General features: G+C 72.8%; 9 protein-coding genes. 5 read left to right on the top strand and 4 right to left on the bottom strand.

What is annotated here, in order from left to right:
- Positions 1–4: 4 nt before the first annotated feature.
- The gene (gene lepB, locus ACI1MP_RS00585; RefSeq protein WP_404867334.1) at positions 5–739 is read right to left on the bottom strand and encodes a signal peptidase I; all 735 of its coding nucleotides are present in this window, start codon (positions 737–739) and stop codon (positions 5–7) included.
- A 156-nt stretch (positions 740–895) separates the two neighbouring features.
- Here lepB and ACI1MP_RS00580 point away from each other — a divergent pair, with 156 nt between their 5' ends.
- On the top strand, positions 896–1,738 hold the full coding sequence (locus ACI1MP_RS00580) for a hypothetical protein (RefSeq protein WP_404867333.1): 843 nt from the start codon (positions 896–898) through the stop codon (positions 1,736–1,738).
- An 83-nt stretch (positions 1,739–1,821) separates the two neighbouring features.
- On the opposite strand, the gene ACI1MP_RS00575 is transcribed toward ACI1MP_RS00580, so the two are convergent.
- Complete coding sequence (locus ACI1MP_RS00575; protein ID WP_404867332.1) at positions 1,822–5,013, bottom strand: M28 family peptidase; 3,192 nt, start codon at positions 5,011–5,013, stop codon at positions 1,822–1,824.
- A 257-nt stretch (positions 5,014–5,270) separates the two neighbouring features.
- On the opposite strand from ACI1MP_RS00575, the gene ACI1MP_RS00570 reads away from it, so the two are divergent.
- Entirely contained in the window at positions 5,271–6,695 is a 1,425-nt protein-coding gene (locus ACI1MP_RS00570) for a helix-turn-helix domain-containing protein (protein WP_404867331.1), read from the top strand.
- A 40-nt stretch (positions 6,696–6,735) separates the two neighbouring features.
- Here the strand turns inward: ACI1MP_RS00570 and ACI1MP_RS00565 are convergent, their stop codons facing one another.
- Positions 6,736–7,977 (bottom strand): SUKH-4 family immunity protein, encoded by a 1,242-nt coding sequence (locus ACI1MP_RS00565; RefSeq protein WP_404867330.1) that lies wholly within the window; start codon positions 7,975–7,977, stop codon positions 6,736–6,738.
- A 294-nt stretch (positions 7,978–8,271) separates the two neighbouring features.
- Here ACI1MP_RS00565 and ACI1MP_RS00560 point away from each other — a divergent pair, with 294 nt between their 5' ends.
- The 3 genes from ACI1MP_RS00560 to ACI1MP_RS00550 all read left to right on the top strand — a co-directional run bounded on the left by ACI1MP_RS00560 (position 8,272) and on the right by ACI1MP_RS00550 (position 13,707).
- Positions 8,272–12,378, top strand: a complete 4,107-nt coding sequence (locus ACI1MP_RS00560) for a toxin glutamine deamidase domain-containing protein (RefSeq protein WP_404867329.1) — start codon at positions 8,272–8,274, stop codon at positions 12,376–12,378.
- Positions 12,375–13,238 (top strand): immunity 49 family protein, encoded by an 864-nt coding sequence (locus ACI1MP_RS00555; RefSeq protein WP_404867328.1) that lies wholly within the window; start codon positions 12,375–12,377, stop codon positions 13,236–13,238. Before ACI1MP_RS00560 ends, ACI1MP_RS00555 begins: the two co-directional genes overlap by 4 nt.
- Before the next feature lie 82 nt (positions 13,239–13,320).
- Positions 13,321–13,707, top strand: coding sequence for a hypothetical protein (locus ACI1MP_RS00550; RefSeq protein WP_100584123.1), 387 nt, complete (start codon positions 13,321–13,323; stop codon positions 13,705–13,707).
- 7 nt (positions 13,708–13,714) lie between these two features.
- On the opposite strand, the gene ACI1MP_RS00545 is transcribed toward ACI1MP_RS00550, so the two are convergent.
- Entirely contained in the window at positions 13,715–14,332 is a 618-nt protein-coding gene (locus ACI1MP_RS00545) for a TetR/AcrR family transcriptional regulator (protein ID WP_404867327.1), read from the bottom strand.
- Positions 14,333–14,355 lie beyond the last annotated feature (23 nt).

The following is a 14,355-nucleotide window of genomic DNA, read 5'->3' as shown; positions in this document are numbered from 1 at the left end:
GCCGTCAGCCGACGTGCCGGAAGGTCTCGGGGACGGGCAGCGAGGCCCAGCGGGGGAGCGGCCAGACCAGGACGCGGGCGCGGCCGACGACGTGGTCGGTGGGGACGAAGCCGCCGCCCGGGTTGTGGAGTTGCTGGAAGCGGGAGTCGGCGGAGTCGTTGCGGTGGTCGCCCATCACCCACAGGTGGCCGGGCGGGACGGTGACGGTGCCGACGGGGTAGTCGTCGCAGGGCGTCGCGCCGGGGTAGACGTACGGCTCGTCCAGGGCCGTGCCGTTGACGGTCAGGGGCCGGCCGGCGCGGCAGTCCACGGTGTCGCCGCCGACCGCGACGACCCGCTTGATCAGGTCCCTCTCGTCGGCGGACGGCGCCAGCCCGACCCAGCTCAGCGCGCTGCGGACGCCGCCGAGGACGCCCCCGGCGCCCGGCTCCGGAGGGAGCCAGCCGCCCGGGTCGCGGAAGACCACCACCTCGCCCCGCTGCGGAGTGTCCCCGAGCCAGGGGCTGAACTTGTCGACGGCGACCCGGTCGCCCTTCTGCAGGGTGCCCATCATCGAGCCGGACGGGATGACGAAGACCTGGAACACGAAGGTCTTCAGCACGAACGCCAGCACCAGCGCCACCGCGGCCGGCACCACCAGCCCGCGCAGCGCCGAACGTCGGCCCGCGGGCCGGTCGGTCGTGGTCAGCGCCCGCAGCCGGGCGGAGGTGGCGGTGAGCAGCACGGAGCGGTGCGACAACGGACGACCCTTCCCCCGGAGGCCGGCCGGCCCCTGGCGGGTCCGGCCGGGCGCCATCGTACGAACCCGGCCCGTCGGGGGAACGTAAACGGCTGTCACCCGCAGCCGGTACCGTGCCTCAACTCCCCTGGTACGACAGGCAAGAAAGGTTCACCCGTGACGACCGAAACGGACCTCGGCGGCTGGGACGCCGCGCTGGCCGAGGCCTTCGCGACACTGCTCGGCGACGGCGCGGCGGCAGACCCGGCCGCCCGCTACGGGGCGTACTACGCCTCGGAGAGCCTCGACGAGTTCCTGTTCCCCAACTCCTGGGCCGGCGCCGACGCCCTGGCGGCTGCGGAGCCCCGGTACCTGCCGGACCCGGACGGCCCGCACCCGTTCTCGCCGTGGAACTGGCAGTTCGACCTGAGCGCGTCGCTGTTCCGCTTCGACCCCGACCTGCTGGCCGCGACGGGCGCGTGGGGCGAGGACGGGCACAAGGGCCCCCGGCCGTTCGACGAGGCCTTCGTCGCCGACCTGCGCGCCGTCGCCGCCGTGGACGCCTCGGACGCGGCGGTGGTGCGGGGCGCGGAGCTGGGGCCGCTGCTGCGCCGGCACGGCGTCGACCTGACCGACGAGAGCTGCCGGAAGCTGAACTACTGGCTGACCGTCGTGCTGCGGGTCGCCACCGACGGCACCCTGGACGGGGCGATGCGGGCCGCCACCTTCACCGGGCGTGGCCCCGGACACCTGGTGACCGGGCACGACCTGCGCACCGACCGTGCCGCCGCCGAGCCCTGGGAGAAGCGGCTGGGCGCGCTCTCCCACCCGGGGCTCCGCGACCACCTGCGGCCGCTGTGCCGCTCCGAGGCCGACGCGCGCAGTGAGGGCGGGTTCTGCAGCGGCTCCGAGCACTGGCCGTGGAGCGACGTCGTGGACGCGGTCGGCTGCTCGCTCGTCATGGGCTGGGGGTTCGGCGAGTCCCAGGCCGGTGTCGCCGTGGTGCGACTGCCCGCCTGACGGAACGCCGGAGGCGGGTGGTGCCGCGGCCCGTCCCCCAACCGGCTGCGACGCCACCCGCCAGATGCCGCTGTGCCCCGAGGTCAGACGCGCTGCCAGAGGGCGGGGACCACGTCCGGCGTCCAGGTGCTCTGCGACAGGTGGGCCTGCACGCAGCGGTAGCTGACGCCGTTGTAGGTGACCACGTCACCCACGTTGTAGTTGACCCCGGCGGCCCAGGTGCCGCCGCCGTTGCCGCCGCCGTTCACCACGAGGGTGAAGGTGGTGGCGTGGGTGGCGGAGGCGCCGGTGCCGGTCAGGGTGATGGTGTAGGTGCCGGCCGGGGTGGAGGCCGAGGTGGCGACCGTCAGGGCCGAGCTGCCGCCGCTGGAGACGGTGGACGGGCTGAACGAGACGGTGGCGCCCGACGGCGCGCCGCTCGCGGTCAGCGCCACGCTCTGCGCCGCACCCGAGGTGGTGGCGGTGGAGAGCGTCGCCGTCGCGGACGAGCCGGCCTGGACGGTGCCGGTGGCCGGGTTGACCGAGACGCTGAAGTCGTTCATCGGCGTGGTCCCGCCGACCGAGGTCTTCCAGATCGCGTACGCCACGCCGTCGGCGTTGCGGTTCAGCACCGTCGCGTCGACGTTCGAGGTGGTGTCGCAGGACTGGTGGTAGCAGGAGTCGTACGAACGGCCCGCCATGCCGCCCCACTTGGCGGCCTGACCGGACGTCTTGACGGCGTCCGCGCCCGCCGCGTAGCCCGAGGTCGGGATGCCGCCCTGCTGGAACGAGTAGTCGTCGGAACGGCCCTGGCCCTCGACGTTCTCCTCCGGCTGGAGGTTGAGGGAGTCCCAGTACGCCTTCAGCGGGGCTGCGGTGGCCGAGTTGACGTTGTTGATGAAGTAGCCGGCGTTGGTCGAGCCGACCATGTCGAAGTTGTAGTAGCCCTTGATCGCCGAGCGCTGGGTCGAGGACAGCTGGCCCACGTAGTACTGCGAACCCTGCAGGCCCTGCTCCTCACCGGCCCACCAGGCGAACCGGACGTGCTTGGTCATGGTCGGGTTCTGCTGCGCCAGGACGAGCGCGTTCTCCAGCAGCACCGCGGAACCGGAGCCGTTGTCGTTGATGCCCGGGCCGGCCGAGACCGAGTCCAGGTGCGCGCCGAACATGGTGACCTGGTCCGACGGGCCGCCCGGCCAGTCCGCGATCAGGTTGTTGGAGGTGTAGCTGCACGAGGTGCAGGTCTGCTCGGTGACGGTGTAGCCCGCCGCCTGCAGCTTGCCCTTGACGTACGCCAGCGACTGCGTGTAGCCCGCGCTGCCCGCCCGGCGGTTGCCGCCGTTCTGCTGCGCGACGGTGTACAGCTGGCTCAGGTGCGCCTGGACCTTGGCCACGTCGATGTCCGGGGCCGAGCCGCCGGGGTTGCCGCCGCCGTTCACCGTCAGCTGGTACTGCGCGGTGTGGGTGGCCGGACCGGAGCCGGTGACGGTCAGCGGGTAGGTGCCCGCCGGGGTGTTCGCGCCGACGCTGATGCTCAGCGTCGCCGAGCCGCCGGACTGCACGGAGGACGGGGAGACGGTGGCGGTGGTGCCGCTCGGCGCGCCGCTGACGGACAGCGAGACGGTCGCCGCCGGGGCGGTGACGATCGCGGTGGAGACCGTCGCGGTGGTCGAGCTGCCCGCCTGCACGGTGCCCGCGGCCGGGCTCAGCGCCAGCGAGTAGTCACTGGTCGGGTTGCCCACGCAGGTCGGGTCGCCGGGCTGGGCCGGCACGCTGACGGCGTCCCAGGCGGCCTTGGTGCGGTTGAAGAAGTTGCAGGTGGAGTCGAGGTTCTTGGCCGCCGTCAGGGTCGCGGTGCGGTACTTCTTGTACGTCATGCCGCTGGTCTTCAGCAGCATGCCGCCGTAGAAGACCCGGCCCGCGTCCCGGATGCCGATGCCGGTCACGCCGGAGGAGTTGCAGGTCGGGCTGGACGGCTTGCCGCCGCCCGGGTTCGAACCCTCCGCCAGCAGGTAGAACCAGTGGTTCAGCGGGCCGGCCGCCGCGTGCTCCTCGGTGTTCGGGATGGACGCCGAGTAGCAGTTCGGGTTGCCGGATATCTGCGAGGGGTTGTACATCACCCGGATCGGGCCCTGCCCGACCAGGTTGATCATCTCGCCGACGGTGTAGTCCGGGGAGTCGTACGGGGCCGGCTCGTTGGCGTACGCCTCGGTCAGCGCACCCATGATGTCGCCGGTCGCCTCGCCCAGGCCCGCCTCGTTGCTGGACGCGCCGCCCGGCGTGTACTGGTCGAGGCCGTGGCCGAACTCGTGGCCCACCACGTCGATCGCGGCGATCCACTCGTTGGCCTGGCTGTGGCCGATCGAGATGGTCGAGCCGTCCCAGTACGCGTTGACGTCGTTCAGACCGACCTTCACCGGCCAGCTGCCGCCGTTGCCGTTGTGGCCGTTGCGACCCAGCCAGTCGCGGAGCATGTCCCATTCCTTCTGCGCCGCGAACATCGCGTCGGCGCAGCCGGTCTCCTTCGAGGTCGCGGCGCCCGTGCCCCAGGAGTCGGAGGACTTGGTGAACACCGAACCGGTCGAGTAGTCCGAACACTGCAGGCCCGGACGGTTCGGGTCGCGCAGCGAGAACGAGCTGCCCGATCCGGTGGTGGAGATGGTCAGGCCCGCGGGGCCGTTCCACTTGCTGTTGATGGTGCCGGCCTTCACGTCGTCGTAGCTGTCGGCGACCTCGCCGGTGATCGCGTCGACGAACACGTGCAGGTGGCTGGGCCGGTTCTCGTTCGAACCCGACAGCACCGACTCCCAGGCCAGGCGCGAGGTGCCGTCCTTGACCCGGACCACCAGGCGCGGGGCCTCCGCGGAGTCGACCTTCGCCAGCCTCGCCCGCGCCGCCTGCTCGGCGGCCGCCGCGCTCACCTTGGCCTTCGTCGGCACACCGACCGGGCCGGACGCCGCGTTCTGCACCGCCCGGACCTTGCCCTGGCCGTCGGCGAGCACCACCGCGTCGCCGCCGACCACCGGCAGGCCCTTGTAGGTGCGCTCGTACGACACCGAGTACAGGCCGCCGAGGAAGGGGGTGACGGACTGCCGTTCGTACGCCTCGTCAGGACCCTTGGCCAGCGCGTCCAGACCGGCCGACGCGGCCAGATCCGCGGCCGAGACCGCCGCGGCCAGTGGCGTCGGCGCAAGCGGGGCGGGGGTCGGGGCGGCGGACGCCTGCCCGGCGAAACCACCCAGCATGCCGCCCAGCACGGCCAGGGTGGTGCCGGCGGTCAGCAATCTGCGTTTCATTCAGAGCTCCAATGGTGTGGGGTACCACGGGGTGTGGGGGTGCCCGGAACCCTCACACCGTCGCCATGCCCCGGTCAACGGGGCGGACAGGGCCCGTCAAGAGCTGGCAAGTTCCGTCAAATACCCCGACCTCGAACCAAGTTGGCAAACAATTGGTACAGACCACGCCATGTACGCAGCCAGGGTCGGTTGGTACGGTCTCGATACCGCCCCCCGCACGGGCGGGCGCAGCGGAGCCTTCGGGGAGGTAGCGGCGAATGCTGGGCGCAATCGACCCGGTCGCGACGCCGGACAGCAGCAGTGGCCTCGACATCGCCACGGGCAGCGGCGGCTGGCAGGAGTTCGGCGCACTCCTGCGCCACTGGCGACGCCACGCCGGCTGGACCCAGGCCCAACTCGGCGCCGCCGTCGGCTACGACCACACCGCCGTCAGCCGCCTCGAACACGGCGCCCGCCGTGCCACCCCCCGACTCGTCCGCCGGCTCGACGAACTCCTCTCCACCAGCGGCGAACTGACCCGCTGCTACGGACGCGCCGAGACCGCCGAGGCGGACCGCCCCGTCGTGCCCGCCCACCTGCTGCGCCCCCCGCTGCCGCCCGGCGACAGTGCGACGGGGCCCGTCGCCGCCGACCACTGCCCGACCAGGCTGCCCCACCACGACCTGCAGTGCCCGCTGCACGGTGCCGCCGGTTGCCAACTCCCGCCCCCCGAAACGGCGCTGGCGCTGCACGCGGCGTTCTGCGACAACCCCGCCGCGCCGCTCGACACCGACACCGTGCACGCCCTCGCCGCCGTCCTCGGCGCCCAACTCCACAGCGCGGAACGGGCGATGGGCGAACGGGGCCCCGGCGCGGTGATCGAGGCCACGCTGCGCGCCGTGATCGCCCGGCTCGCCGACGCCCCCACCCGGCACCGCCGCGTGCTCGCCCGTCTCGCCGCCGAACACGCCCACGCCGCAGGCAGCCTGCGCCTGCACGGCGGACGCCCCGCCACCGCGATGGCCTGCTTCGACCGCGCCGTCGGCTGGGCCGTGCTGGCCGGCGACCCCGCCACCCAGGTCGCCGCGCTCAGCGACATGGCCGTGCTCGGCCTGCTCGACGATGACCCGTACTCGTCCCGCGCCTACGCCCGGGAGATCCGTCATGCCGCACCGGGACACCACTGGTCCGGCGCGCTCTCCCAGATCGGCGAGGCCCGGGCCACCGCCCTGGCCGGCGACGTCCGGGCCACCGTCCGCCACCTCGGCCGGGCCCGGCTCCACCTCGACCAGCCCGAGGACGCCTCCTACCTGGTCCCCTGGCTCACCCCGGCCGCCCTGCGGATGCGGATCGAATCCGGGTCCGCCGCCGCCCTGCGCGACCTCGCGGTCGCGAGCAACGACCCCCGCCTCGCCCGCCGCGCCCTCGTCGCCGCGCACACCGCGCTCGACCTGCTCGGCACCGGCGAACTCCCCGCCGCCCGCGCCATGCTGACTGCCCGCATCGCCGACTGCCACCTCTGCCAGGACGACCCGCACACCGCCGTCGCCACCCTCACCCCCCTCCTCGACACCCCGCCCGCCGCCCTCCCTGCCCTGGTCCGCCACGAACTGCGCGGCCTGCGCGCCCGCCTGACCGCCGGCGCCCCCCGCTGGGGCCACGCCGTCGCGGAGACCGCGGCCCGGCTCGACGCCGCGATCTGACGGAGGAGAGGGGCGGGCGGCCGGTCAGCGGTCAGCGGGCTCAGAGCAGGCCGTGCCACAGTTGCTCGACCAGCACCGACCACCAGGCGGACTCGGCGCGGAACACCGCCGGGTCGACCGCCACCAGCGCCTCCTGGAGCCCGGCCACCGCCGTCCCCGCCGCGATCGGGTCCAGGCCGACCATCGCCGCGCGGGCCTCGGCGACCAGCAGCAGGGACCGCAGATACCCGGAGAGCGAGGAGTTGACGAAGCGTCCGCTGCCCGTGCGCGGGTGCACCGCCCAGACCGAACCCGCCTCCTGGCCCTCGCGCTGCACCGCGATCACGCACAGCCCGTCCGAACCGATCCGGTTCCAGCCCGCGAGCACCTCCAGCACCTGCGGGTCCAGTGTCGAGCCGGCGGCCGTGAGCGCGGTCCGCAGATCCGCGAACAGCCCACCGGCCGGTGGCGGATCCGTCCGGTCCGCCGTGAACAGCAGCGGCACCTCCACCGGCAGCCCCGCCCAGGTCAGCGTGGCGCAGGTGTCCGACGGCAGACCGGCCCGCAGCGGATCGTCGGCGTCGAACCGGAGCACCTCGCCCAGCACGCCCGGCAGTCGACGCCCGAGCGCGACATCGCGGACCGGCTCCGCAGGGACGACCGCGTCCGGCCCCGGCGCCGGCCGCCGGTTGGGCCGCGGCTGCGGCCGCAGCGATGCCGTCAACGCCGCGACGCCCTCGGCGCGTTCGGCAGCCGAGATGCCGTACGGGTGGTCGCAGGAGTGCACCGCGTCCGGGAACTCGCGCTCCAACACCACCGCCGGGTAGCCGCCCGGCAGGGTCGCCGGACGCAGCGCGGTGTGCACACTGCGCACCGCCCCGGCCGGCACGCCCAGGCGGGACAACTCGGCCGGCAGCCGCAACTCCACCGGTGCCAGCCCCGGCGCCGACACCAGCTCCACCCGCCCCTCCTGGCCCGCCCCGTCCAGGTACGTGGCGACCAACCGGTTCCCCGGCCCGACCACCGGCCGCAGACGCTCGCGGTACGCCTCGATCACCTCGTCCACCGGCACGGACGACCACGCCGACAACTTCCCGGTGGCCCGGTCCACCACCCCGCACCCCTCGCCGAGATCCGCCGGCGGCCGCCGCTCCCCGGTCACCGGATCACGCTCCGGCGCGGCCGGGGCCGCCCACACCACCCAACCGAGGTCGAACTCACGGTGCCTGACCTCCCGTCGGCTCGCGCCGGCGGTGTTCAACCAGGCGTCGGCGGTACGGAGGGCGTGCTCCTCGGTGATCACGAATAGCTCCTCGACAGGCGGCGGTACGGGCAGACGGGCCAGGGAGTCCGGGGGACGATATTACGAGCCCTTTGGGAGAAGACTATGATCCCATGGTCAACTCGGATTGGGTGCGAATGAGTTGACCAACCACTCGGGGCAGGGCTGAAGCACCACAGGGGGGACGACGTCATGTCGCTGATGTTGCCGGACAGTGTCGAGTGGGTCCTGGAGATGCTGGGCTTCGACTGGCCGACCGCGGACGAGGACAAGTTGCGGGAGTCGGCGCGGGTCTGGCGGGACTTCGCGGACCAGGTGGACGAGTTGCACTACCGGGGTGTGAGTGCGGCGAACGGTGTGCTGTCGAGCAACTCGGGTGACAGCGTGGATGCGTTCCGGGCGACCTGGGGGAAGTTCTCGGGTGGGGGTTCGGACGGGTATCTGGCGGATGCGGCGATGGCGGCGCGGTTGATCGCCGGGGCGTTCGAGGCTGCGGCGGTGATCGTGGTCGCGTGCAAGGTGGCGGTGATCGCGCAGTTGGTGGCGTTGGCGGTGGAGTTGATCGCTGCTCAGGCTGCTGCGCCGTTCACGTTGGGTCTGTCGGAGTTGGGTGCGGCGGGGGCGACGGCGGCGACGAGGATGATCGTGCGGCGTCTGTTGAAGGAGCTTCGGCAGGCGTTGATGGAAGCGATCATGGAGACCTTGAAGGAGCCGGCGGTGTCGGCGATTCAGGGGATGATCAGTGATCTGATCGCGCAGACGGTGAATCAGAACTTCGGTGCGCAGAGTGGTTATGACCTGGGGCGGACGGCGAAGCGCGGCGCCGAGGACTTCACCGACGCGGTGAAGAACTCCGGCGAGACCTTCAAGGAGGCCTTGCGGGACGGAGCGGGCTCGCGTGCCGGTGGGCATGCGCGCAGTGGCATCGACCATGCCGCCGGACGCGGGGATTCGTCGTCGTCGGGCGGGCACGGCTCGGACGGGTCGTCGTCCTCGGACGGTGGTGGAAGCGACCGCTCCGGGGGCGGGGGAGAGGGGTCCTCCGGGACGGGCTCGGGCTCGGGCTCGGGATCGGGTTCCGGCGGCAGCGGTTCGGCGTCGTCGGGCGGGAGTTCGTCGAGCGGCGGGCCCTCGCAGCACGGTGCGGGTGGCAGCGGTCCGACGATCAGTTCGTCCGGCGGTGGGTCGGACCACGGGGTGGACGGTGGGGGCCGGTCGACGGCGGCGCCGCGTCCGCCGCGAGCGGAGAGCGGTCCGGCGCTCGACCCGTTCGGCACCCGCGTCGGCACCGACCACCAGCCGTCGGCACACGACGCCGGTCCGTCGCGGACGAGTGCGGAGGGCTCGGGTCACGCCGGAGCCGACGGCGGTCAGCAGGCCGCGCCGAACACGAACGGAGTCCCGGCCGGCGATGGTGCGGGCGTTGACCGGCCGTCGGGTGTTCGGGCTGCGGACGGGCCGAGCACTCCCGTGGCCGGGACCCCGGCACCCGGTTCGCACTCCGGCGGGGATGCCCCGGCGCGGGCCGATGCGAGCACCGCGACCACCGCGACCACACCGAGCGCACAGCCGAACCCGACGGACGCCCGCCCGACTGCGCCCGCGCACGACACCATCACTGACGGATCGTCAACGGCGGACCGGTCCGGCACTCGGGCGGCACGGGCCGAGGAGATACCCGGTCAGGCGCCTTTGCGTGGTGGTGCGGAGGGTGTCCCTGCTCAAGGGCAGTCGGCTCCGGGCCGTACTGAGACTGCCGCGCATCCGGTGGGCGAGCCTGTGGCGTCGTCGCGCGATGTGGCCGCGGGCCCGGGTGGTTCGGAGGTCGGGCAGGGTCGTGGCGCGGTTTCTGACGTGTCGTCGGCTTCGGTTGTCGGCACCGACCGGGCAGGCAGTGCTCCGGCCCCTTCGCGTCCGGATGTCGTGCCGTCGGAGGACGGTCGAGCCGGGGTGCCTGCGGCGGCGACCGAGCCGGCCCGGGTCGATCCGCGCAGCGCGTTCGCCGATCCGGCGGCGCCCGCTCCCCACCTCAACACCGCAGGGCTCGGCGCGACCGCGACCGTGACTCCGCCCTCCGCCAGCGAACATCGCACCGCGACTGCCCCGCCGACCGCCGAACACCCGGCCCCCACCGGCGGCGTCACCGGGCCCGTCGGAGTGACCCACACCGGCACACCGGCCGCGGGCAGGCCACCCGGTGAAAGTCCGGCGCCCGGCGTTCCGGCACAGCGCCGCACCGCCCCAGAGACTCCCTCCGGCGCGCCCGTCCCCCCGCGCCCGGCCGCCGACCGCGGCACCGGCACACGTCCCGACCCGCGCGCGGCCTTCTCGGTGCACCGATCCCCGTCCCGGCCGGACGTGGCTTCCGGTCCGGGTTCGTCGCGGCCGGATTCGCACCGACCGACGGATACGGCACGCCCCGAGGACCGGTCTCCGGTTCGCCCGGATGCCGCCTCGGGTGAAAGTTCGTCGCGGGCGGATGTTCGGCGGCCAGCGGATCTGTCCCGGCCGGACGTCGGCTCCGGTCCGGGTTCGTCGCGGGCGGACTCGCACCGACCGACCGATTCGGCACGCCCCGAGCACGGGTCCCCGTCCCGTCCCGGTCCCGCCGCCGGTTCGGATCCGTCGCGGGCGGACTCGCACCGGCCGGCGGATCTCGCACGTTCCGAGGGGAACGCCCCGAAGGATCCGGTGGCCGATCGGTCGAAGGGGGACTCGTCCGGCGTCAACTCCCGCCCGGAGCACGAGAATGCACCGGAGCGAGGACCGGTCGGCGATCAGCCGCCGTACCGGCCCGTTGCTGCGGATCGGCCGCTCGGGGGTCCCGGTGGTCTGCTCGAGCCCGATGCGCGGGACCACGAGCGGGTGCGGGATGCCGTCCCGCAGCATCCCGACGGGACTCCGCAGCGGCATCCCGACCCGCACGACGGCGACTGGCCCGGTGCGATCAACGGTCATGACCCGAACGGGCCGGGGCGTACCAACAACTGCGTGGACGTCGCCCTCGCCACCGTCGACACGTACTCCGGGCACCCGACCCCCGCGGCCGCCCGCACACCCGACCACGACGGCGACGGCAACCCCTCGCCGCTGGGCGAGCGCGGTGGCCGGGACCGGATCGAGAACGCTCTCGGCGCCCGTTTCTCCGACTTCGGCGACGGCCCGGACGCGTACCGCCGGCTCGAGGACGTCCTGCGCAAGAACGGTCACGGCGCGCAGGCGGTGATCATCACCACCGACCGGGACGGGCGCTCCCACGCCTGGAACGCCGTCAACCACCAGGGCCGGATCACCTACATCGACGCGCAGACCGGCCGCCGCAGCGACCAGCCCCTGCACGACGGTTCCAACGGCGTCTTCGCCGTCCCGCTCGACCCGAACCGCCGTCCGGCCGCGCCCGCCGCGAGCCCCGAGACCGATCCGTCACGGATCCACGAGGACGAACGCCGCGCCCCGGAACGGCCGGCCGGCGCCGACGACACGTCCACCGACCCGCCGCCGGACGGCCGCTACAACGACGACGCGGAACGGCAGCGCGTCCGCGCCCAGGTGGCGAACGCCAACAACGACCCCGAGTGGTTCAAGAAGCACTACAACGTGGTCGGTTCGCGCAAGTTCATCGGCATGAAGGACGAGAACGGGAACGAGATCCCGCAGCTCCGCCAGAACCCCGACTGGGCCGCCGACCCCGACAACCACGACCGCTGGGTGGCCGCCCAGGACGCCCCGCCGCCGGCCGCCGAGGACTACCACCACGATCGGGAGGTGCTGCGCGAAGCCGCCGTCCCCGCCGACCGTGAGCGTGCCCAGAAGATCGAGGACGCGATCACCAAGCGCGAGGCCGCCCTCGCCGCGGACCGCGTGGCGGAGGAGAAACTCAAGGAGGCGAAGGACGCACACGAGGCGGACAAGAACGACGACGACGCCAAGAAGGAATACGAGCGCCTGAAAGAGGCGCACAAGGACCCGCACCACAAAATGGGCAAGGCCGGCGAGGAACTGGGCGACCAGGTGGCCGAGTTCCACGCCGTCCCGGAGAACTTCCCCGACGCGACCCGGGTGGACGACCGGAAGGACGGCAACAACCGCTTCGACCAGATCTGGGAACGCCCGGACGGGAGCTTCGTGGTGGTCGAGGCGAAGGCCCCGACGGCGAGCCTCGGCGACCGGCGTGCGCTGGACGGACGACAGGTGATGCAGGGTCATCCGGACTATTTCAAGGCAATTCTCGGGGAGATGGCGAAAAGAGGGAAGAAGGACATCGTCGAATTGGAGCTGATGACACGGCTCAGGGCCGCGATGGAGGACGGAAAGGTCGACTACGTCATGGTGCAGGCCCGCGTCGACGGCGGTCAGTATGATGGCTATCGCATGAAGCATTTCAACATTGACGTTTCCGCTCAGGAGGGGAGCCTGCAATGAGGGTCGCAGTGGTCCGGCACGAGGCCGATCAGCAGAACCTGGACGCCTGGTTGGAGACGGCCACCAGGATTCTCGGCGAGGGGATGGAGGCGGAGCCGCTGACCATGTTCCGCCTCGAAGGCGTGCTGACCATGGCCGACGCGCTGCTGAAGAACCGCTCGCTGGCCGACCCGACCGCGCAGCAGCTCGAAAGCTGGCACGCGTGGGTGGCGGCGATGCAGGCGAGCTCGGCGATGTTCGCGGCGTTGCAGGCAGACGGCTCGACGCAGTGCCGGATCGGATTCGAGGGGAAGGTCAGGTCGATTCCGGCCTCGGGCCCGTGCGGTGACACCCACGCAGGCAACTGGCTCACGGCGTTCTGGTTGGCCGCGGCCTGCCGGGACAAGCGTCGGATGGACGAGCTGTGCACCGTGACGGTGGATCAACTGCGCGCCTACGGTGCGGTGTTCGACGAGTTCGTCTACGCGTGGATCGCTGCGGTGCAGGCGTACTGGCGGGCCGATGCGGATCTGATGGAGCACCTGCTCGCGGCGATCGACGGGACGGACCCGGAGGTGGCGACGGTTGCGGATCGGGAGATCCTGCTGAAGGTGCTGTATCCGCCGATCGCGGCGTTCTACCGGCTGGTGCAGCGCGACGAGGAGAAGTTCGCGGAGGCGATGCAGCGGGCGCTGGAGCTGCACCGGGAGTACTTCACGGCGGACGAGGAGCGCGCCGACGGCGCCGACTCGCTGGTCTCGTTGCCGCTGATGGGCATCGCCTGCCTGGCCCGGGACGCCGGCCTGAACGTGGAGATCGAGTCGGACTACCTGCCGAAGCACGTCCTGCTGGGCAGCTGGGTCGGCGAGTTCGAGGCCTGACCGGTCCGGGGGCGCGGCACATGACGCGTCCTCGGGGCGGGGACTATGATCTCTTGATCACCGATTCCGAGGGGAAAAAGCCATGGGCGCAGCAGACGATCGCGAGCTGGACGGTCCGGAGATCTCGGACGAGGAACTGCTCGACGTCGCCGACAACCCGGCGCAGGCCGCGGAGTTGCACCGGGCGCTGCGGACGATCGCGAAGACGGACGGCGTCGGGCCGGAGCTCCAGCAGATGGCCCGGGAGGTGCTGAGCGGGCGGATCGGGATGCGGGACGTGGTGGAGTCCGACCGGTACCTCTCGGCGATCGGGGCGCGGCTCGGGGAGATGCGGACCGCGGCGGAGAACATGTCGCCGGAGGAGCGCGCCGCGTCCGAGAAGCGGGCGGTGAAGCTGCGCGAGCAGTCCGAGGCCGAGTACGGGCCGGACGAGCCCGAGGAGTGGGAGCGCCCGCGCGACCGGAACTGACGTTCCGTCAGTCCGCTCGTACGGCCGAGGCGACGGTCGCTTCGAGGGCGGCCAGCGCCTCGGCCGAGGTGAAACGGCCGGACTCGACCTGGTCGCCCGCGGCGAGGATCAGCGTGTAGACGCTGGTGACCAGCCAGTGGGCGGGCAGGTCGGTACGGAAGACGCCCTCGTCCTGCCCGCGGGTGATCAACTGCTCGACGGTGGCAAGGATGTCGGCGTGCCGGTCCTCGACGGTCTCCGCGGGCAGGGCGCGGCGTGCGGCGTGCAGCATCCGCAGGTTGCGGTCGAGCAGGTGCCAGGACGAGCGCAGCAGGGTGCGCAGGGCCTCATCGGCCGGTGAGGCCGCCAGTTTCCGGGCCGCGACCGTGGCCGTGACCTCGCGCAGCGCACGGTCCATCAACTCGCCGAGCAGCGCCTCCCGCGACGGGAAGTGCGCGTACAGGGTGACCCGGCCGACGCCCGCCGCGGCGGCGATCTCGGCCATGCTGGCCTGCGGGTCACGGGCGAAGCAGCCGGCGGCGGCGGCCAGGATCGCGGCGATGTTGCGCTCGGCATCGGCCCGCCGCGGCTGCCCGGAGCCGCCCCGCCGGGTGGGCGTGGCGGAGCGGCGCTGATCGGAGTCCATGAGGGGAGTCTAGGCCCGTCTCT

This window comes from Kitasatospora griseola (assembly GCF_044999035.1).
Taxonomy (GTDB): Bacteria; Actinomycetota; Actinomycetes; order Streptomycetales; family Streptomycetaceae; genus Kitasatospora; species Kitasatospora griseola.
Note: the sequence above shows the minus strand (reverse complement) of the source record. Positions and strands in the feature narration are given on the sequence as shown.